General features: G+C 68.6%; 18 protein-coding genes. 6 read left to right on the top strand and 12 right to left on the bottom strand.

The features are described 5' to 3' along the window. Positions 1 to 84: 84 nt before the first annotated feature. Positions 85 to 642: a hypothetical protein gene (locus tag NE2_RS06615; protein WP_063024821.1), complete on the top strand. Its 558-nt coding sequence runs from the start codon at positions 85 to 87 to the stop codon at positions 640 to 642. A gap of 15 nt (positions 643 to 657) precedes the next feature. Here NE2_RS06615 and NE2_RS06610 read toward each other — a convergent pair whose 3' ends face one another. The 4 genes from NE2_RS06610 to NE2_RS06595 form a co-directional block, all read right to left on the bottom strand. Further along, positions 658 to 1,737: a 2-oxoacid:ferredoxin oxidoreductase subunit beta gene (locus tag NE2_RS06610; protein WP_063024819.1), complete on the bottom strand. Its 1,080-nt coding sequence runs from the start codon at positions 1,735 to 1,737 to the stop codon at positions 658 to 660. Next, positions 1,734 to 3,686, bottom strand: a complete 1,953-nt coding sequence (locus NE2_RS06605; RefSeq protein WP_063024811.1) for a 2-oxoacid:acceptor oxidoreductase subunit alpha — start codon at positions 3,684 to 3,686, stop codon at positions 1,734 to 1,736. The genes NE2_RS06610 and NE2_RS06605 overlap by 4 nt, the downstream gene beginning before the upstream one ends. 171 nt (positions 3,687 to 3,857) lie before the next feature. Further along, positions 3,858 to 4,901 carry an Rv2578c family radical SAM protein gene (locus tag NE2_RS06600; protein ID WP_063024809.1) on the bottom strand — a complete coding sequence of 348 codons (1,044 nt, stop codon included), beginning with the start codon at positions 4,899 to 4,901 and terminating at the stop codon, positions 3,858 to 3,860. 90 nt (positions 4,902 to 4,991) lie between these two features. Further along, positions 4,992 to 5,984, bottom strand: a complete 993-nt coding sequence (locus tag NE2_RS06595) for an NAD-dependent epimerase/dehydratase family protein (RefSeq protein ID WP_063024807.1) — start codon at positions 5,982 to 5,984, stop codon at positions 4,992 to 4,994. A gap of 174 nt (positions 5,985 to 6,158) precedes the next feature. On the opposite strand from NE2_RS06595, the gene NE2_RS06590 reads away from it, so the two are divergent. The 3 genes from NE2_RS06590 to NE2_RS06580 all read left to right on the top strand — a co-directional run bounded on the left by NE2_RS06590 (position 6,159) and on the right by NE2_RS06580 (position 9,237). Beyond that, complete coding sequence (locus tag NE2_RS06590; RefSeq protein ID WP_063024804.1) at positions 6,159 to 6,482, top strand: type VII secretion target; 324 nt, start codon at positions 6,159 to 6,161, stop codon at positions 6,480 to 6,482. Between the two features lie 3 nt (positions 6,483 to 6,485). Continuing rightward, positions 6,486 to 8,159, top strand: a complete 1,674-nt coding sequence (locus NE2_RS37425; RefSeq protein ID WP_106958470.1) for a hypothetical protein — start codon at positions 6,486 to 6,488, stop codon at positions 8,157 to 8,159. A 208-nt stretch (positions 8,160 to 8,367) separates the two neighbouring features. Then, on the top strand, positions 8,368 to 9,237 hold the full coding sequence (locus NE2_RS06580) for a TIGR03619 family F420-dependent LLM class oxidoreductase (protein ID WP_063024802.1): 870 nt from the start codon (positions 8,368 to 8,370) through the stop codon (positions 9,235 to 9,237). A gap of 25 nt (positions 9,238 to 9,262) precedes the next feature. Here NE2_RS06580 and NE2_RS06575 read toward each other — a convergent pair whose 3' ends face one another. The 3 genes from NE2_RS06575 to hisS all read right to left on the bottom strand — a co-directional run bounded on the left by NE2_RS06575 (position 9,263) and on the right by hisS (position 13,000). Further along, a complete protein-coding gene (locus NE2_RS06575) occupies positions 9,263 to 10,270 on the bottom strand; it encodes a malate dehydrogenase (RefSeq protein WP_063024800.1) in 1,008 nt (335 codons plus the stop codon). A 704-nt stretch (positions 10,271 to 10,974) separates the two neighbouring features. After that, complete coding sequence (locus NE2_RS06565; RefSeq protein WP_063025018.1) at positions 10,975 to 11,631, bottom strand: hypothetical protein; 657 nt, start codon at positions 11,629 to 11,631, stop codon at positions 10,975 to 10,977. 91 nt (positions 11,632 to 11,722) lie between these two features. Further along, the gene (gene hisS, locus NE2_RS06560; RefSeq protein ID WP_063019262.1) at positions 11,723 to 13,000 is read right to left on the bottom strand and encodes a histidine--tRNA ligase; all 1,278 of its coding nucleotides are present in this window, start codon (positions 12,998 to 13,000) and stop codon (positions 11,723 to 11,725) included. A gap of 165 nt (positions 13,001 to 13,165) precedes the next feature. Here hisS and NE2_RS06555 point away from each other — a divergent pair, with 165 nt between their 5' ends. Both NE2_RS06555 and NE2_RS06550 read left to right on the top strand, forming a co-directional pair. After that, positions 13,166 to 14,032, top strand: coding sequence for a peptidylprolyl isomerase (locus NE2_RS06555; protein WP_063024796.1), 867 nt, complete (start codon positions 13,166 to 13,168; stop codon positions 14,030 to 14,032). Positions 14,033 to 14,229: 197 nt separating this feature from the next. Continuing rightward, positions 14,230 to 14,802, top strand: a complete 573-nt coding sequence (locus tag NE2_RS06550) for a hypothetical protein (RefSeq protein WP_063024794.1) — start codon at positions 14,230 to 14,232, stop codon at positions 14,800 to 14,802. Positions 14,803 to 14,892: 90 nt separating this feature from the next. Here NE2_RS06550 and NE2_RS06545 read toward each other — a convergent pair whose 3' ends face one another. The 5 genes from NE2_RS06545 to NE2_RS06525 all read right to left on the bottom strand — a co-directional run bounded on the left by NE2_RS06545 (position 14,893) and on the right by NE2_RS06525 (position 19,784). After that, positions 14,893 to 15,279, bottom strand: coding sequence for a DUF4913 domain-containing protein (locus NE2_RS06545; protein WP_233429694.1), 387 nt, complete (start codon positions 15,277 to 15,279; stop codon positions 14,893 to 14,895). Continuing rightward, complete coding sequence (locus NE2_RS06540; protein WP_063024792.1) at positions 15,276 to 17,105, bottom strand: type IV secretory system conjugative DNA transfer family protein; 1,830 nt, start codon at positions 17,103 to 17,105, stop codon at positions 15,276 to 15,278. Before NE2_RS06540 ends, NE2_RS06545 begins: the two co-directional genes overlap by 4 nt. Before the next feature lie 36 nt (positions 17,106 to 17,141). Further along, complete coding sequence (locus tag NE2_RS06535; protein WP_084493862.1) at positions 17,142 to 17,651, bottom strand: hypothetical protein; 510 nt, start codon at positions 17,649 to 17,651, stop codon at positions 17,142 to 17,144. Between the two features lie 149 nt (positions 17,652 to 17,800). Then, positions 17,801 to 19,504, bottom strand: coding sequence for a peptidoglycan DD-metalloendopeptidase family protein (locus tag NE2_RS06530; protein WP_063024788.1), 1,704 nt, complete (start codon positions 19,502 to 19,504; stop codon positions 17,801 to 17,803). Positions 19,505 to 19,514: 10 nt separating this feature from the next. After that, on the bottom strand, positions 19,515 to 19,784 hold the full coding sequence (locus NE2_RS06525) for a transposase (RefSeq protein WP_227463133.1): 270 nt from the start codon (positions 19,782 to 19,784) through the stop codon (positions 19,515 to 19,517). Positions 19,785 to 19,798: the final 14 nt, after the last annotated feature.

The following is a 19,798-nucleotide window of genomic DNA, read 5'->3' as shown; positions in this document are numbered from 1 at the left end:
CTTTTCGAGCGGGCGGGCCGCTCGGATGTCGGTAGCGGTGCGGTTCACAATGGTCGGCGAGACCGAGACGGGTGGAGGGCAGAAGTGAACACTGTGCGGGAATTCGGCGGTGCGAGACGAGGATTGCCGGGTGTGCGGGCGGCCGTGGTGGTATGCGCCGCGGCGCTGACGGTGGCCGGCGGCGCGATGACCGCGATGACCGCGGTGGCCGACGAACCCGCGGCCGGACTGTCGGTGGCGCTGACCACGATCCCAGGCGGGGAGCACGCCGGGGTGACCCCGGCCCCGACGCTGCTCGTCTATTCCGATGGGCATGCGGTCGACAGCCCCGACGCCGCCGATCCGGATCGTCCGGCCGACAAGGCGCCGCAGCAGCGCAACGGACACGTCTCCCTCGACGCCGTCCACGCCGCCGCCGAGGACGCCAAGAAGCTGGCGGCAGCGGATCTGGGCATGCCCAAGGACGGCAACGGCGGATCCACCCTGCTCGACTTCCTGGGAGCCACACCCGATCAGGATGTGCATCTGGTGGTGTACTCCCCCGGCGGCACCGACGGACTCACCGACGCACAGAAGGCCGACCGCAGCCGTTTCGCGGACCTGTGCCAGAAATTGGTCGACGCCTTCGTCGCCGACCGCTGAGCCGGCCCGGCCGGCTCAGCCGACCGTCCAGGTTTCCCTGCCGTTCAACAGCTCCTGAAGCGACTGCGGTCCAACCGGTTTGCGCTCGACGGCCACCGCGGTTTGCGCACGGACCCCGTCGTCGTAGGTGGGGCGGGTGACGTCGCGGAAGATGCCGATCGGAACGTGAGTCAGGTCCTGAGAGGTCAACCGCGAGAGCGCATAGGCGTATTCGGATCGTTCGCAGTGGGCGTCGTGCACCACGATCTCGCTCTCGGCGACCTCCGCGGTCGCGACGACCTCGAGCCCGAAGCCGTTGCGTACCACCGCGAATTCACCGTCGGCGCCGAAGCGGATCGGTTCCCCATGCCGCAAGCGGATGAGGTGCGATTCGGCGTTGTCGCGGCGCAGGGCGTCGAAGGAGCCGTCGTTGAAGATCGGGCAATCCTGGAGGATCTCCACGAACGAGGTCCCGCGGTGTTCGGCCGCGGCGCGCAGCACCTCGGTGAGGCCGGCGCGATCGGAGTCGAGGGCGCGCGCGGCGAAACTCGCCTCCGCTCCCAGCGCCACCGACACTGTGTTGAACGGATGGTCGATCGAACCGAGCGGCGTCGACTTGGTCACCTTCCCCAATTCGGAGGTCGGTGAGTACTGGCCCTTGGTCAGGCCGTAGATCCGGTTGTTGAACAGCAGGATCGTCATGTTCACGTTGCGGCGCAGCGCGTGGATCAGGTGATTGCCACCGATCGAGAGGGCGTCGCCGTCGCCGGTGACCACCCAGACCGACAGATCCGGCCTGGTCACCGCGAGTCCGGTGGCGATGGCCGGGGCGCGACCGTGGATGGAGTGGATGCCGTAGGCGTCGAGGTAGTACGGGAATCGGCTGGAACATCCGATTCCCGAGACGAACATCAGGTTTTCCCGCCGCAGCCCCAGCTCGGCGAGGAAGCCGCGGACGGTTGCGAGAATGACGTAGTCACCGCATCCCGGGCACCAGCGCACCTCCTGATCGGACGTGAAGTCCTTGACCTTCTGCGGCCCCTCGGCGCCGGGTACTCCGGACACGCCGGTCAGGCCGAGATCGGCGCCGATGAGCGAGGTGTCGAGGATGGTCATCGGTATCCCCCTGTCGTGCGGTAGGTCGCCCGGGCCCGGGCATCGAAGGCCTTGTTCTGTTCCAGCTCGCCGATGGATCCGTCCAGTGCCGCGTCGATGACGCCGACCAGCTCCTGGGCGGAGAAGGCGGTCCCGGCCACCTTCGTCCACGGCTGCACGTCGACCAGGTATTTGCCGCGCAGCAGCAGCGCCAGCTGGCCGCCGTTCATCTCCGGCGCCACCACCCGGCGATAGCGCCGCAAGACGTCGCCGGTATTGGCGGGGAGCGGATTGAGGTGCCGCAGATGCGCTTGCGCGACCGGTACGCCGCGGCGGCGCGCCCGCCGGCACGCCTCACCGATCGGGCCGTAGGAACTGCCCCACCCGATCAGCAGCAATTCGGCGGTGCCGTCGGGATCGTCGACCTCGAGGTCGGGCACCGCGATGCCGTCGATCTTCGCCTGACGCAGGCGGACCATCAGTTCGTGGTTGGCCGGATCGTAGGAGATGTTGCCACTGCCGTCCGCCTTCTCCAGGCCGCCGATCCGGTGGGCCAGGCCGCCGGTGCCGGGCCTGGCCAGCGGCCTGGCGAGGGTTTCCGGGTCGCGCGCGTAGGGCTGGAACGGTGCCCCGGCCGCGGCGCCGTCTTCCACCGGTGGTTCGAATGCCGGGTCGATCGGCTCGAGGTCGGACACCCGCGGAATCGACCAGGGTTCGGATCCGTTGGCGATGGCGCCGTCGGACAGCAGCAGCACCGGAGTGCGATAGGTGAGAGCGATCCGCGCCGCGTCCACCGCGGCCGCGAAACAGTCCGCCGGTGAGCGGGGCGCCACCACGGCGACGGGTGATTCGCCGTTGCGCCCGTACAGCGCCTGGAGCAGATCGGCCTGTTCGGTCTTGGTGGGCAGACCGGTCGAGGGCCCGCCGCGCTGGACGTCGATGATCACCAGCGGCAGTTCCGTCATCACCGCCAGCCCGATGGTCTCGCTCTCGAGCGCCAGCCCGGGACCCGAGGTGCTGGTCACGCCGAGTGCGCCGCCGATCGAAGCTCCCAGTGCCGCACCGATTCCCGCGATCTCGTCCTCGGCCTGGAAGGTGGTGACGCCGAAGTTCTTGTGCTTGCTCAGCTCGTGCAGGATGTCGGAGGCCGGCGTGATCGGATAGGTGCCCAGGAATACCGGCAGCCCGGACAGCTGCCCGGCCGCGATCACGCCGTAGGCCAGGGCGGTATTGCCCGTGACCTGCCGGTAGGTGCCCGGCGGCAACGCGGCGGGCGCGACTTCGTATGTGGTGGCGAAGGTTTCGGTCGTTTCGCCGTAGTTCCAGCCGGCCCGGAACGCCAGAACGTTCGCCTCGCCGATTTCCGGCGTGGCCGCGAACTTCTCGCGCATGAAGGTTTCGGTACCGCCGAGCGGCCGGCCGTACATCCACGACAGCAGCCCCAGGGCGAACATGTTCTTCGCGCGCTGGCCGTCCTTCTTGCCGACTCCGGCCGGTTCGGTGGCGGCCAGTGTCAGCGAGGTCATCGGCACCCGGTGCACCACGAAGTCGCCGAGGCTGTCGTCGGTCAGCGGATCTCGCTCGTAGCCGACCTTCGCGAGGGTGCGTTTGGTGAACTCGTCGGTATTGACGATGACCGTCGCGCCCCGTGCGAGATCGTCGATGTTCGCCTTCAGCGCGGCCGGGTTCATGGCGACCAGTACGTCGGGCTGATCGCCCGCGGTGAGAATGTCGTAGTCGGCGATCTGGATCTGGAACGACGACACCCCGGGGAGCGTGCCCTGGGGTGCTCGGATCTCGGCCGGAAAGTTCGGCTGGGTGGCGAGGTCGTTGCCGAAGGCGGCCGCCTCGTGGGTGAATCGGTCTCCGGTCAGCTGCATACCGTCGCCGGAATCACCGGCGAAGCGGATGACGACCTTCTCCAATTTTTCGCTGCCGGTGGGGACGTCAACGCCCTGATTCGACACCATGCGCCTGCATCACTTCCTCGTAGGGATGAGGTACCACACGCCAAGTTACTCCGCGGCTCGCCGGAGAATCCGTGGAACGAACAACCCGCCGAGCATGCGGTACAACGAATTTCGGCCGCACGCGGCCGGGCCCCCAGGGGCCGGTGGGTCCGCCGGTATCCGGCGGAGCGATCAACCGAACAACGCCAACTGCGGGTCGGACCGTAGTGCCTGTATGTCATCGCCCGGCTCGGAGGGGCCCGCGGCCCGGCCCCGTGCCGGTCGTTCCCGGTGCCGGTCGAGCCGATACCGGGTGAGCAGCGGGTCCACCCGCTGCCGTAACCACGCAGAATACTCCGGTGTGACGTACGCCCCACGACCGTACAACTGCCGGTATCGCCGCAGGAGCGCCGGGTGATGTTCGGCCAGCCACTGCAGGAACCAGCCTCGGGTACTGCCGCGCAGATGCATGGGCAGCACGGTGGCCCGCGCCCCGCCGGATGCCGCGATCGCGCCGAGCAACCGGTCCAGGTGGGCGACGTCGTCGGTGAGATACGGAATGACGGGAGCCACCATCACGTTCACGTCGAATCCGGCCTCGGCCAGCGCGCGCACCAGGTCCAACCGGGCCCGCGGGCCGGGCGTACCCGGCTCGACCGCGCGGTGCAGTTCGTCATCGACCGTCGCGATCGACACCGCCAGACTCACCGGGACCACCTGGGCCGATTGCGCGAGCAGCGGCAGGTCTCGCCGCAACAACGTGCCCTTGGTGAGAATCGAGAACGGCGTACCCGCGTCGGTGAGGGCGGTGATGATCCCCGGCATCAGGCGGTAGCGCCCCTCGGCACGTTGATAGGGATCGGTGTTGGTGCCCAGCGCGACCGGCTCGCGCCGCCACGAGCGACGGCGCAGTTCCTGGCGCAGCACCGCGGCCACATTCGTCTTGACCACGATCTGGGTGTCGAAATCACGGCCGGCGTCGAGGTCCAGATATTCGTGGGTGGGCCGGGCGAAGCAGTATCTGCAGGCGTGCGAACAGCCGCGCATCGGATTGATCGTCCATTCGAACGGCACCGCCGATCGCTGCGGCACCTTGTTCAGCGCGCTCTTGCACAGCACCTCGTGAAAGGTGACGCCCTCGAATTCCGGCGTCTGCACGCTGCGGACGAAACCGGCACGCTCCAGCCCTGGAAGCGCGCCGTCGTCGGCTGCCGGGTTCTGGTTCTGCCATCGCACCCACCCAGTCGAACACCCGTTCGATACGATGTCAAGGACCGCGCCGCGGACGCACCCCGCGCGCGCCGCGGCGCCGGCCCCGGAACGATCTCAGGCCATACTGCTCGCGACCGTGCGCACGGACTCACCCTTATAGAAAGCCACCAGGTCACGCACGGTTTCCTCGGTCGGCCGGGGCAGGTATCCGAGTTCGGTCCGCGCCTTGCTTCCGTCGATCACGGGAGCCGACAGCAACGCACCCATCGCCGCCCGCGACACCCGATCGCTGCCCAGCATCTTCCCGATCGGTTCCAGCACGGGCAGCGCACCGGAGATCACCTTGGCCGGAATCGCGAAGCGCGGGCCCCGCTTCCCGTTGACCTGGGCGGCGAGCTGGGTGACCTCGAGCATCGTCACCATCGCGCCCGAGAGCAGATAGTTCTCGCCGGTACGCCCGCGCTCGCCCGCGAGAATCAGGCCGGTGGCGACATCACGCACGTCGACCAGATCGAATCCGCCGCCGATCATCACCGGCACCCGGCCGCGCGCGGCGTCCCACAGCGTCGTGTTGATCCGGGAGTCGGAGTGATCGACCGGGCCGTAGACACCGGTCGGATTGCAGATCACGGCGTCGAGACCCTGGTCGACGACCGCGCGCAATTCGACCTCGCCCTGGAATTTGGAGCGGTCGTAGACCGGCAACCCCGGATCGACCGAGCGCGGCGCGTTCTCGTCGATGCGGCCGCCGCAGGTGTACTGGTCGAACGCGTGGATCGAACTCGCGTGCACCATGCGCCGGGCGCCGACCGCGAGTGCCGCTTCAGCCACCACCCGCACTCCCTCGGTGTTCACCCGCCAGGCCAGATCGTTGCGATGCGCGAGGGTGATCACGGCGACGAGGTGGTAGACCACCTCGGCCCCGGCCAGTGCCGAACGCATCGACGCCGGATCCAGCACGTCGCCGCTCACCCAGGTCACACTCGGATCCGTTGCGCCGGAGGGCCGAACCCGGTCGATGGCGGTCACCTCGTGACCGCGCTCCACCAGCTGGTGGAGCAGATTCGTGCCAAGGAAGCCGGCTGCGCCGGTGACTGCGACCTTCATGCGACGAGAATATAGAACCCGTTCTAATTTGCAACATGTTCTAGTTTGTCGGACTCGAATCGCGTCGGCCGGGTCGGTTATATTGAGCCCAGCCCAGCCTCCGGTCGACGCCCGGTCGCGAGGCTTGTTCGACGTTGACAATTCAGTTGACCACGATGATTGGGGGGCAGTTCGATGAGCGATCTCACCGCCGACCAGAGCGCGATCAGCGCGTTCGGGGCGGCACATCAGAGCATCGGAACCGAAATCGCGGGAGCGGCCGATATGGACACCGCGACGCATGTAGCCGCGATGACGCCCGTTTTCGGGCTCATCGGCGCCGACTATCTGGCGATGTTCGCCGCCGCGCAGGTACTGCATTGCAGCGATGTCAACGACCTGTCGGCCAAATGTAATCACTTGGGGCAGTCCGCATTCGGCACCGTCGCGATCCTCGGCGACAACGACGGAGCCGCCGCCGGCGCCCTGGGCGCCATCGGTAACGCGATCGGAGGCTGATCGGTGCACACCATCGGTTCCGGTACCGACTCCGGCGTCATCGCCGCCCCGGCCGCACCCGCCGCCGACACCTCACCGATCGCGCCCGCCGCACCGGTATCCACCCCGGACCCCATGCTGGCCTCGGCCGCACAGCAGGGCCCGATCACCGATATCCCGCTGCCGCAGCTGCCGCCGGATACGCCGCCCGCATCGGCGCCGGCCTTCACCACCGCACGGAAAGAGTTCGAGGACAACGGTTCCCACGGGATCGGTGCTCCGCACCTGCCCGGCGGAGGTTCCGGCACCCCCGATGCCGGCGACGCCCATACCGGTGTGCTGGGCGACGCCGCGTCGCCGCTGCTCGGAGCGGGCCACGAGGCGCTGCATCAGGCCGCCGGAGCACTCGGCGCAGTGCCCGGCGCACAGCACGTGCTCGACGGGGCCCAGGCCGCGCTGAACCAGGCGCCGGCCGCACTCGACGGTGCCGCCGGCGCGGTCCAGCAGGCCGCCGCCCCGGTCGCCGCGGCATTGCCGGCGAATCTGCCGCCCATGCCCGCCGATCCGGTGGCCGCGCTGATGAACGGTATGGCCCTGCCCGCGCTGCCGGGGATCGACGTGCTGTTCAAACCGTTCCTCGACCTGCTGTCGAGTTTCGGCACCGGCGTGATGGGGGCCCTGAATCCGGCCGATCTGCTCAGCCAGTCCTCGCAGGTCATCCAGAGCGCCATGCAGATCGGCATGGGCGCGATGAAATCGGTCGAGCAGGTCTGGCAGGGCCAGTCGGCCAGTAGTGCCCAGGCGGCGGGCCAACAGGTCCAGGCGCACGGTGAGGACGCCAGCCAGCGCGGCTTCGACATCTCGAAACTCACCGACGAGGCAGCGGCGGTGGTGCAGCGCGGCAACGTCCAGCTCACTCAGGTCGCCCAGTCGTTCGCGACCCAGGCCACCGCGCTAGCGCCGGTTGCCCTGACTCCGCCCGGACAGGCCACGCTGATCGCCACGGCCACCGAATATCTCGGCCAGGCGGTCACGATCGTCAACGCCACCCGAGGCGAATTGGGCGGCTACACCGGCCAATTGGCGAATGTGGTCAACCAGCTCGCGGGCCAGTACGCGCCGCAGGCGGCCGATGCCGCTCAGGCGGTCGCGCAGAACGTCGGGCAGCCGATCGTGGAGCAGGCCCAGAATCTGCTGTCGGGCGGCGGCGCGGACACCCAGGCCGCCGGTCTCGGTGACCTGAACGGTTCCGGCCTGCCCGGGGCTTCGACGCATGCCAGCGCCTTCGGCGGTAACGGCGCGCACCCGGGTTCGATGAGCGGCAGTGGTGCCGGCGGCGGGCTGAGCGGTCTCATGGGCGGGCTCGGCGGCACCGCGTCCGGTGGCGGCGCAGCGGCCAAACCGGGCCTGGGCTCCTCGGTTCCGGGCGCCCGGCCGGGAATCCCCGGGATGCCGTTCGGTCCGGGCATGCCCGGTATGCCCGGCCAGGGAACGCCCGGTTCGGGTTTCATGGGCGGCGGCACACCGGCCGCCGGGCAGCGCAACTCCGACGACGAGCGCGGCCGCACGGTGCAGAACTACCAGAGCCTCACCGGCAACACCGACCTCACCGGCCCGCTGGGAGAGACCGCGCCCGAGGTCATCGGCCAGACCCATTCCGACGAGCTCATCAGCGACTACGAGAACGACCAGCTCTGATCGCCGCGGCGCGTCGGCCGAATCATCACCCGGGGTGGCCCGGACCGTACGGTCCGGGCCATTCCTCGTCGGGAGCCGTACTTAGAACAGGTTCACTAGCCCGATCAGTGGCCGAACTCGGGACAACGCACTGCCTATCCCACTAGGATCGCCAACACAACTAGAATCTGTTCTAGTTTCATATCGGCAACACCCGAGAGGACCACCGATGCGTTTCACCTACGCGGAGGCGATGACCGATCCGGCGCACTACGTACCGCTGGCACAGGCCGCCGAGGCGGCCGGATTCCACAGTATGACCATCGCCGACAGCGTCGCCTATCCCGCGGAGTCGGATTCGACCTACCCGTACACCCCCGACGGCAACCGGGAATTCCTCGACGGCAAACCGTTCATCGAGGCGTTCATCCTCTCCGCCGCGCTGGCGGCGGTGACCACCAGGCTGCGGTTCACGCCCTTCGTGGTGAAACTGCCGATCCGGCCGCCGGTGCTGGTGGCCAAACAGGCCGCCTCGCTCGCCTACCTCAGCGGCAATCGCTTCTCCCTGGGGGTCGGCATCAGCCCGTGGCCCGAGGACTTCCAGATCATGGGCGTGCCGTTCGAGCGGCGCGGCAAGCGCATGGACGAATGCATCGAAATCGTGCGCGGCCTCTCGCGGGGCGAGTACTTCGAATACCACGGCGAGTTCTACGACATCCCGAAGATCAAGATCACTCCGGGCGCCACCGAACCGCTGCCGATCCTGGTCGGCGGCCACAGCGATGCCGCGTTGCGGCGCGCCGTGCGCCTGTGCGACGGCTGGATGCATGCCGGTGGCGATCCGGAGGATCTCGACCGCATGCTCGCCCGGCTGAACGAATTGCGTTCCGAGCGTGACGCGTCCACGCCGTTCGAGATCCACGCGGCGTCGCTGGACGCCTACACCACCGACGGCATCAAGCGGCTCGAGGACAAGGGCGTCACCGACGTGATCGTCGGCTTCCGCTACCCCTACGTCGCCGGCGACGACACCGAGCCGCTCGCGGACAAGATCGCGCATCTGGAGAAGTACGCGGAGAAGGTCATCGCCAAGGTGTGATCGGCGGCGCGAGCGGTCGATCGGCTCAGCCGCGCTTGGCGAAGCCGAGATCGATCACCGCCTCGCGCTCGGCCGCCAGCTCGGCAACGCTGAGATCGATACGCTCGCGCGAGAATTCGTCGATCTCGAGATCCGGCACGATCGAGTACTCGCCGCCGGCGCACGTCACGGGGAACGAACTGATGAGTCCCTCCGGCACCCCGTAGGAGCCGTCGGAGGGCACCGCCATCGACACCCAGTCACCGGACGGCGTGCCGAGCACCCAATCGTGAATGTGGTCGATGGCCGCACTCGCCGCACTGGCCGCCGAGGACGCCCCGCGCGCGGCGATGATCGCCGTACCGCGCTGCTGGACGGTGGGAATGAAGCTCTCGCGCACCCAGGCCGGATCGTCGACCACGCGATCGGCCGGTTGCCCGCCGATCAGTGTGTGGCTGATATCCGGATACTGCGTCGCGGAGTGGTTGCCCCACACCGTCATTCGCGTGATCGAGGCGGCCGGGGCGCCACTGCACGCGGCGAGCTGGGCGATGGCCCGGTTGTGGTCGAGCCGGGTCAACGCGGTGAAGCGCGCGGCCGGGACGTCGGGTGCGTTGCTCATCGCGATGAAGGCGTTGGTGTTGGCCGGATTTCCGACCACCAGCACCTTCACGTCGTCGGCCGCACTGGCATTGATCGCCGCGCCCTGATCGGTGAAGATCGGCCCGTTGGCCGCCAGCAGATCCGAACGCTCCATCCCCGCGGTGCGCGGGCGGGCGCCGACCAGGACGGCGACCGAGGCGCCGTCGAATCCCACCCACGGATCGTCGCTGATATCGATCGAATCGAGCAGCGGGAAGGCGCCGTCCTCGAGCTCCATCGCCACCCCCTCGACGGCGCCGACCGCCGCCGGAATCTCGAGCAACCGCAGCCGCACCGGCGTCTGCGGGCCGAGCATGGCGCCGGAGGCGATGCGGAACAGCAACCCGTAGGCGATCTGACCGGCGGCTCCGGTGACCGTGACGGTCACGGGCGTGCGGGTGGCATTGCTCACGACAACTCCTTGTTCACGAGAACTCGACGGTCGGCTTCGATCTTCACCCTAACGACCCTCACCGGCCGAAACCCATCACCGTGAGCAACCAGACAGCTAGAGCGGATCCCTACCGTCCCGCAACCGTTTTCGACAACCCGTCCGGCGAGCTCGCCCGCCACCTGCACACACGGAAGGGGTGCCACCCCTCCGGCGGCACCCCTTCTCGCGACAGCTCAGATGCACCAGACGACACTGCCCAAGGGGAAGCAGATCGCGACGGAACCGTCGATGTCGCTCGCCGTCGGAGAGGTACCCGATGGGGTCGCGGCAGACGCGGCGGGGGCTACGACAGCACCGAGGGCCACTGCGATGGCGGCAACCGCGGCTGCTTTGCGGAATTTGATGGTATGCATGGCGAACCCTTCGTTTTCGAACTACTCCGATCGTGAAAAAGACTTGCGACTCTCAGTGTTCGCTGCGCGCCTCAGTATTTCCAGACATGAAAGGCGTCAAACCAGGGGTTGCGGGATACCGGTGTGGTCACAGACCTGGCCAGACGCCCAGATTCACGGTCGACGAAGTAAGCCGAAGGGTTGCCCACCGGGACGAATGCCGAAACGTGCTTCCATCCCCATTAGCGCCCCCGTTACGAAACCGTGACCACATATCGTTCGCACGGCTCCCCAAGCGTCGAGCTATGTCCGATTCATACCGAACGGCGATCAGGAGGTGATGTCGCGGCTCAGCGTCGCGATATCGCTGTCGCTCAGCCGCACCGGCTGCACGATATCGCGCGCGCGCACCAGCTGCACCGCTCGATACAACGGCCGCTCTTCCAATCCGGCGTCCCGAGCCTCGGCCCGCAACTGCCCGACCAGCAATCCGGACAGCGCCAGAGCGGCGGCCAACTCGGTGGAGGAGAGCGCGTCGGCGAGCTTCCGCAATCCCAGGATGTGCAGTTCACGTCCGCTGCCGGCGTCGGTGTACATGGCCAGCGGCACAGTCTGGGTCCGGCCGCCGGCGGTGATCCGCAGCGCGATCCGGCTCAGCCGTCCCGGATACACGAGCACCTCGACACCCGTCGCCGCGGCGACGTCGAGCCGCCGTCGCCCCACCAGCGTCCGAGCCTCGATCACGGTGCCCGACAACCACATTCGCCGTCGGCGCACCGCCAGCGCGTAGATCGCGGTCGGCGCGCCGAGCACCGCGCCGACCACGACACCGGCCGGCCAGCTCACGACCAGCCCGACCACCACGCCGACGACGACACCCGCACCGATCGCACCCAGCGCCAGCCGCCGCAGCATCGGCGCGTACAGCTCCGGTGCGATGAGGTCGAGGCCGACCGGCTGCCGCGCCGCGGAATTCGCGTCGTTCACGAGGCCGCGCTCATCCACACACGCCGCACCGGACGGGGCGCCAGCCGGAAAGCGATGCGCGCCACGGTTTCCCAGACATGCTCGGACCGTACTACCGCTGCGCGCCCAGCGCCGCCGACACCTGCGCCACCACCTCGGCGAGCGGGATCTGGCGCTGCTCACCGGAGCCGAGATCCTTCAAGCCCACCTGTTCGTCGGCCAGGTCCCGGTCGCCGAGGACCAGGGCGAACGCCGCACCGGACCGGTCGGCGGCCTTCATCGCGCCCTTCACGCCGCGCCCGCCGTAGGCCAGGTCGACCCGGATCCCGGCCGCGCGCAGGTCGGCCGCGAGCACCACCAGCCGGGCCATCGCCGCCTCCCCGAGCGGCACCCCGAACACATCGACCCGCGCGGGTTCGCCCGCGGCCTTACCCTCGGCCTGCAACGCCAGCATGGTGCGGTCGACACCGAGTCCGAACCCGATCCCGGACAGCGGCTGGCCGCCCAGTTCCGCCATCAGCCCGTCGTAGCGCCCACCGCCGCCGATACCCGACTGCGCGCCCAGACCGTCGTGCACGAATTCGAACGTGGTCTTGGTGTAGTAGTCCAGGCCGCGCACCATGCGCGGGTTGACCACATACGGCACGCCGAGCGCGTCCAGGTGGCCCAGCACCTGCTCGAAGTGCGCCTTCGCGGAGTCGGAGAGGTGGTCGAGCATCAGCGGCGCCTCGGCGGTGAGGGCGCGGACCTCCTTGCGCTTGTCGTCGAGCACCCGCAGCGGGTTGATCTCGGCGCGGCGGCGGGTCTCCTCGTCCAGCGGCAGGGCGAACAGGAATTCCTGGAGAAGTTCGCGATACTGAGGCCGGCAGGTCTCGTCGCCGAGCGAGGTGATCTCGAGCCGGAAGCCCTCGAGCCCCAGCGACCGGAAGCCCGCGTCGGCGATGGCGATCACCTCGGCGTCCAGCGCCGGATCGTCGACGCCGATCGCTTCCACGCCCACCTGCTGCAACTGCCGGTACCGTCCGGCCTGAGGCCGCTCGTAGCGGAAGAACGGGCCGGAATAGCACAGTTTGACCGGCAGCTGACCGCGGTCGAGGCCGTGTTCGATTACCGCCCGCATGACCCCGGCCGTGCCTTCCGGCCGCAGGGTCACACTGCGCTCACCGCGGTCGGCGAAGGTGTACATCTCCTTGGTGACCACATCGGTCGATTCGCCCACACCGCGCGCGAACAGCGCGGTGTCCTCGAAGATCGGCAACTCCACATGTCCATATCCGGCCAGTCGCGCGGCGTGCACGAGCCCGTCCCGTACGGCGACGAACTCCGCCGAGGTGGGCGGCACATAATCCGGAATCCCTTTCGGGGCGGTGAAGCTGCTGGTCTTGGTCACAATGGTCCAGTTTCCCCCACCCGGATGCGGCAAGTCCAACCGGTTCACCCAGCACGAGGCCGAGCGGCGCGATTGTACGGAACGATCCGGGGAAGTTAGGGGTCGTCTCAGGAAGTGATGGCACACTCTTATGCCGATACGCAACCGACACGGGAGGACCGGGTAGTGCCGACCAACGAACAGCGACGAGCGGCGGCCAAGCGCAAGCTGGAACGCCGACTGGAGCGACAGGCGCAGCGTGCGCGCAAGCGTAAGCAGCTGGCGATCGCCGGATCGGCGCTCGGTGTGGTCGTGGTCGTCGCGGCCGGCGTCGGGATCTACTACCTGACCCGCGGCGACGACACCGCGAACGCCGCGGCCAAGACCCCCGACGCCTCGCTCTCGTCCACCCCACAGGCCGCTCCCCCGCCGGAGGCCAAGCCCAAGACCGCGACGGTGAGCTGCGCCTACACCGATGCCGGCCAGGCCGCCAAGCCGGTGCACAAGCCCGAGCAGACCGAGGTCTCGACCGCGGACTCGCCTAAGGTCGCCGTCGACACCAATCGGGGGCCGATCGGCATTTCGCTCAACGCCGGTGAATCGCCCTGCACGGTCAACAGTTTCGTCAGCCTGGTACAGCAGAAGTTCTACGACGGCACCCCCTGCCACCGCCTGACCACCGGCGAGGGACTGAAGGTGCTGCAGTGCGGTGATCCGAGCGGTCAGGGCAACGGCGGGCCGGGTTATGCCTTCCCCAACGAGTACCCGACCGACCAATTCGCGCCCGGCGACCCCAACGCCCAGCGGGTTCCGGTGCAGTACAAGCGTGGTGTGGTGGCGATGGCCAACAGCGGCCCCGACACCAACGGCAGCCAGTTCTTCCTCGTCTACGGCGATTCCCAGCTGCCGCCGCAGTACACCATCTTCGGCACCGTCGACGAGGCCGGACTGAAGACCCTCGACGCCATCGCCAAGGACGGCGTCGAGGACCCGGCGACCGGCGACGGCGCGCCGAAGCAGCCGGTCTCGGTGAAGACGATGCAGCTGAGCTGATCCCGGCGCGGGCCCGGATCCGCCTGCGATGGACCGGATCCGGGGTTAGGCTGCCCTGCTTCGCGCTGGTAACCTCATAGAACGGACAGCGCTGAAGGTGGGGCGCCGTCACCACGGATCGACCGTTCGTGTGGCGGAGTCCGATACGAAGCACCACAATCGTCCACAGAGACAACTGCAGCATCGGGGAGCAGGCAATGGCCGAGGAACTCGACGACATCGGCCGCGAGACAGCGGCTTTGATGAGGCAAATGTTGCAGCTTGCGACACTGGTCGCACTGCGCACCCGCGAACGTGGTCAGCGAGAAGCCGAAGCGCGCGTGAAGGTCACCCAGGAGCGGGTCAAGGAGACCCGGGAGCGGTTGCTGCGCGAGGCTCGCGAGGCCAAGGCGAAGGATCCGCGCAACCTGGAATTGGCCCGGATGCTCGAGCGGCCCGCCCTGGAACGCGGTATCTCGCTGGAGAAGGACCGCCTGGAACATTCCCGGGTGGCGCGCGGCGCCCGCACCGCCGAGCGGCAGAAGGCGCGTGAACGCGAACTGACCCGCTACGACTCCCCGGAGCGGCGCCAGGCCTTGGCCGCCCATCTGTCCCGCGTCGGGGTGGCGCCGGAATTGGCGGCCGTGCGCATGCTCATGGACGTCAGTCAGGCGCAGCCGCCGCAGGCCGCGGTCCGCACCCGGCCGGAGGAACCGCCGCGGGTCACCCGCGCGCGTGAACACGACGAGCGGATGCGCGAACGCGAACGCGGCCGCGAACGCAACCGCTGACGAACTCGCTCACAACGATGCCGCTACCCGTTCCGGGGTGGCGGCACCGTCATTTTCGCGACAGCCAGCAGAGCGGCCCGGGCCGGCGAATCAGCCTTTGTTGGGATCGGCCGCGCTGGGCTCACCGAACATGCCGCGCTGGGGCGGGGTAAGCGGGAGCGGGCTGAGCATGTCCTTGTGGCCATTGCGCACACTGCAGTACTTGAACGGCCCGCGCGGATCGAACAGCTTGTTCATATGGGGGTCGGCATGCTCGAGGAACCAGACACTCATTCCGGTCTGGCCGTCTTGGCGCAGATATTCCCAAGCGCGCCACAGTGCTTCGAGCCGCATGGCCGCCTCGGCATGTTTCCACCACTCCGGGCACCACACCGTATCGGTGAGGTCGGTGACCTGGCGTCGATAGACGAGGCTCAGGAAGTTCTCCACGAACTCGACCACATTCGAGTAGATCATCTCCTCGGGCTGGTCGTTCACAGCGGGCGAACCTCCTCGGGCTCTCCGTAGGTCGCGGGCGGCTCACCGGGCATCGATCCGCCGTCGAGGACGGTCCGCTCACCCACGAGGTCGCTCATCGTGGTGCGACGCTGCGGATCATGCTGTTCGATCGACTTGCGCACCTCGGCAGCGTACTCCCCTTCCCACCACGGCACGGTGCGTACGAGCACCGCGGGAGCACCCGAGGAGAACACCACGGCCCGCCCGCGTGGCAGTGTTGCCAGCGCATTCGCGTTGAGGGTCCGCGAGGAGCCCAGCGAACGCGAATAACTCTTGCCGCCTTTGGATTCCGAGACCGACGACGAGATGGAGTCGTAGTCGCCGATCGCCTCCGAACGGGCCGCCAGGAATGTCATGTCGTCGACGCCGGGGCCGAGGACCTTGATATTGGCCGCCGCCCACAGCGCCTCCATACCGGCCTGACCCCAGCACCGCACGCCCTGCGCCCAGGATTGCAGAACGGTCATCACGACGATGCCGCGAGAACCGAAGTGGCTGTACTGCTTCGGCAGATCCTTCCAGCGCACGATGTTGGCCGCCTCGTCGAGCACCGCGAGCAGCGGAATGGAGAGCCGCCCTAGGTGCTGGGTGGTCGCCTTCCGCATCGCGACATCGACGACCGCCTCGGTCAGGGCACTCACCAGAGGACCAGCTGAGCCGCGCCCTTCCAGTGACAGGCAGTAGAGGGTGGAATTCCGATCCAGGAAATCCCATTCATCGAATTGGTAGCGATCCCCCGGGGTGACCCACTGGTGCACATTCGACAGTTTTAGACAGCGAACCATCTTCTTCGCAGTGCCGAAAACGCCATCTTTTGTGCGAGATTCGGCATTGTATTGTTGAGCGAGGCCCGCGGCCGAGAAGTGGTGGCTGGCACCACGCAACACTTGAACGGGTTCGATGTCGTTCGGGTTGGTCACCCACTCCCACACCTGAGTGATCGGCCGGCCCGCCACAGCGGCAGCCAGGAACAACCCTGCCAGCAGATCTTCCGCCTCCGGGTCGAAATAGCTGTCGGTGGTTCCATCGGCACCATCGTCGGCGTCGGCGAAATGGCCGGCCAGTCGGGCCGCACGCATCTCACATCCCTCGCGACGGGCGTCCACCCACGACAGCGGATCCCAGTACCAGGTCGGCTGTTCGCCCGCGACGCCCTGTGGGTCGAAGACGAACGTGCGAGACCCCTTGCTCTCACGCACATCTCGGGTCGCATCGACCACATCGCGTTTGTTGGACGTCACCAGCACCGGGCCGATGGCCGACAGGATCGCCGGAATGACCCGCGCGGTGGTCTTACCCTGGCGGGGGCCCCAGATGTCGAGATGCAAATCCTCGTACGAGCCGAACAGCATCACACCGTCGACCACCCCGACACCGATCGGCACGCCGGGCGAATCCTCGTAGCCGAGCCGCACGCCCAGCTGCCGGGCCTTGTCCCGCACCCCGGCCTCGGTGAGTGCCGCGATCGCCCCGCCGCTCCCCATGTACTGGGCCTTGTCGTCGACGGGCAGTTTTCCGCGGCTGCGGCGCTTCTTCATCTCGCGCCGCACGAACACGATGCCGACGACGACGAGCACGACGAGCAGCACGATCACCGTGGAGGCGGTCGGCCACGTCAGTTGTCCCCGCGCGATCTTCGCGATGCAGGCGATCGGATTGATCGGCACGTCCTGGGGCACCGTCGACAGCTTGTTGCCCAGATGCAGTGCGCCCCAGAGGGTGCCGACCACCGCGAAACCGATGTAGATCAGATACAGCGCGAGGTCCGGGCCCGGATCGGCCGGGTCCTTCACCTTCTTCGCCATCTCGCCTCCTGGAATGACCGAGTATGTGGCTGCGGCTCAACGGAATCCGTCGAGCCGCCAGCCGTCGGGGGTGCGGACGACGGTGGCGATCACCGTCGCGGGGGGTAGCGTCTCGCGGGTACCGTCGGCGTGCACGGCGGTCTGCTCGATACCGATCTTGAACTGCTGGTGGTCCGAATCGCCGTTGCCCGGGGCCTGTTCGCCGGATGCGAAGGTGAACGCTTCCACGCGCACACCCGAACGTCCCCATTCGGCCCAGCGCAGCGTCGGTTTCGGAGTCTCCTCGCCCGGCGGTGCGTCGAGTGTGCGAAGCAGGCTGGGGCCCAGCCACTTCCGAGCCCGGGCGAGCGAGGCGCTCTGCGTCTCGGTGGCCGGATACCAGGTGAAGATCTCGCGCAGCGCGGCGACGGCGACGCCGTCGGGAGTGCCGGGATCCGGTGCCGGGGCGGCCTCGAGCTGACGCGGAGTCGAGGTGGCCGCCGGTGGTTCGGCTCGTTCGGACCCGCCCGCGCAGCCGGACAGCAGTGCGACGCTCACCACCAGCATCACCACCAGGTTCGCGTAGAAGGCCCGTCCCGTAGGTCGGCGGCCCGGCGCCCGGAACTCCGGACGCTGTCTCCAGATTATCGGTCCCGGTCGGTGCCGGGCGACTCCCGGCGATCCGGCGATCCCGGCGTGTCCCGATCGTCGTACCGTCACAACACCCTCCGTAACCGCGCGTCGCCGGGCACGGGCGCTTCGCTCACGCCCGAAGGGTCGGTGGAACGGATCATCCGGCCGTTGCCGGCGTAGATGCCGACCTCGGCCGGCCCGCGCACCCCGAAGCGGGAGAACACCAGATCGCCCTGCTGCGCGTTGCGCATCGGCACCTCGACCCCCGCCTCCCACTGTTGTTCGGCGGTCTGCGGCAACGTCTTCGCGCCCGAGGACGCCGCGAACACCGCGGCCGAGGTCAGGCCGGGGCCGTCCAGTCCACCGCCGGTCGGCCCCTGCGGGCCACCGCCGCCCCACACGTACGGGGTGCCCATCCACTGCTGGGCCGCGGCGAGGATATCGGCCCCCGCCGAACCGTGACCGGGCTGGAATCGGCCCATCGATCCCGGCGCCCGGTACTGCGCCTCCATGGCGAGGATATTCGTGACGTAGGGCCGGGTTTCGGAGAAGTGCGCGGCCACCTGATTGGGCATCCCGCCCGAGGCGAGGACCGCACCCTCGCCGGCGTTGTAGGCGGCCAGCGACAGCGGCACCACATCACCGTGCACCTTGCCCTCGCCGATCCACCGCTCGACCTGATGGGCGATCGAACACATATAGCGCCCCTGGGCGATGATCGCGTCGCCGTCGTCCCACAGGCTGGCCTGCCCGTTGCCGTCCGCGTCGAGCAGATACGGCCGCCCGTCGTCGGGATCGGTGGCCCGCGCTGTGGTGGGCAGGAATTGAGCCAGTCCCTCGGCGCCGGCGGGCGAGGTGAGCCCGCGCTGGAATCCGGATTCCTGACGGCCCTGCGCGGCCAGCACCGAGGCGCTGATCTCGGGGCACAGCGAACCCGCACGGCGATACCAGATTTCGAGTTCCGGCGGCACCTTGCCGTTGGCGAGCGCACCACCGGCACTGCCGAATCCGCGGCTGCACAGCGGGTTCGTCGAATACGGGAAGGCGCCACCGGCGTTGGGTGTCAGCGCGCCGTCGAGCCACGGCAGCGGATCGATCTGACGCCCGCCGGTCAGGCGCCCGCCGGGCACGATCTCGAAATGCAGATGCGGACCGGAGGATTCGCCCGCCGACCCGACCGCGCCGATCTCCTCACCGGCCCGCACCCGCTGCCCGACCCGCACCTTCACCCCGCTCGCCCATTCGTGGCCGTAGACGGCGGAGAAGGGACGGCCGTTGACGTCGACGGAGTCGATCACGATCCAGTTGCCGAAGCCGGAGGCGGGACCGGCGGCGACGACGACGCCGTCCGCCACCGAGTACTCCGGGGTGCCGTCCGGTGCGGCCAGATCCACACCGAGATGGGTGCCTCCACGCGCGCCGAAGGTGTCCGACACCGTGAAGGATCCGCCCGGCAGCGGCCAGGTGCGCCGGATCGGCGCGATCCCCGCCGCCAGCGACGGCGCGCCGGTCGCACTCGGATTCGCCTGTGCCGCAGGGATATCGGCGGCACTGGTGGAGGCGGAGGTGGAGCCGCGCGGGTCCGTCGTGGCGGTCGGTGTGGTGGAGCCCGACTCCGGCGCCCCCGCTGCCCACGGAGCGCCGGAGGTGTCCGGCAGGCCGGAACCGGGCGCGGTCGGCTGATCGGCGCACGGGTCCTCCGAGGAGGGCAACACGATCACCACCACGAGGGTGATCAGAGAGACGACACCGCCGAGGACGAGGGCGGTGAGGGTTTTCGCGTTCACCGCGCACCCGTCATGTCGCGCGGCGGGTTTCGTTCAGGGTTTCCACCAGGGTGCGGTTCATCTCCGCCGCGGCCGCCAATTGTTGTTGCAGCAGCGCCACTTTGCGGCGCAGGGCCACCGCGTCCATCCGTTCCAGGCTGGGCCCCTCCGCGGCACGCACCCAGTTGCGCACCGAATTGGTGTGCACGCCGATCTGTTCGGCGACGACCCGGCAGGCCTCCGACTCGCTGCGCAGTTTGTCGGTCAGCGCGACGACCTGCTCCACCGCCGCCTTCCGCACCTGCGGCGACACTC

Origin of the sequence: Nocardia elegans NBRC 108235, assembly GCF_001612845.1 — a bacterium.
In the GTDB taxonomy this organism is placed as follows: domain Bacteria; phylum Actinomycetota; class Actinomycetes; order Mycobacteriales; family Mycobacteriaceae; genus Nocardia; species Nocardia nova.
The sequence above is the reverse complement of the archived record's forward strand: the minus strand, read 5'-3'. Positions and strand labels throughout refer to the sequence as shown.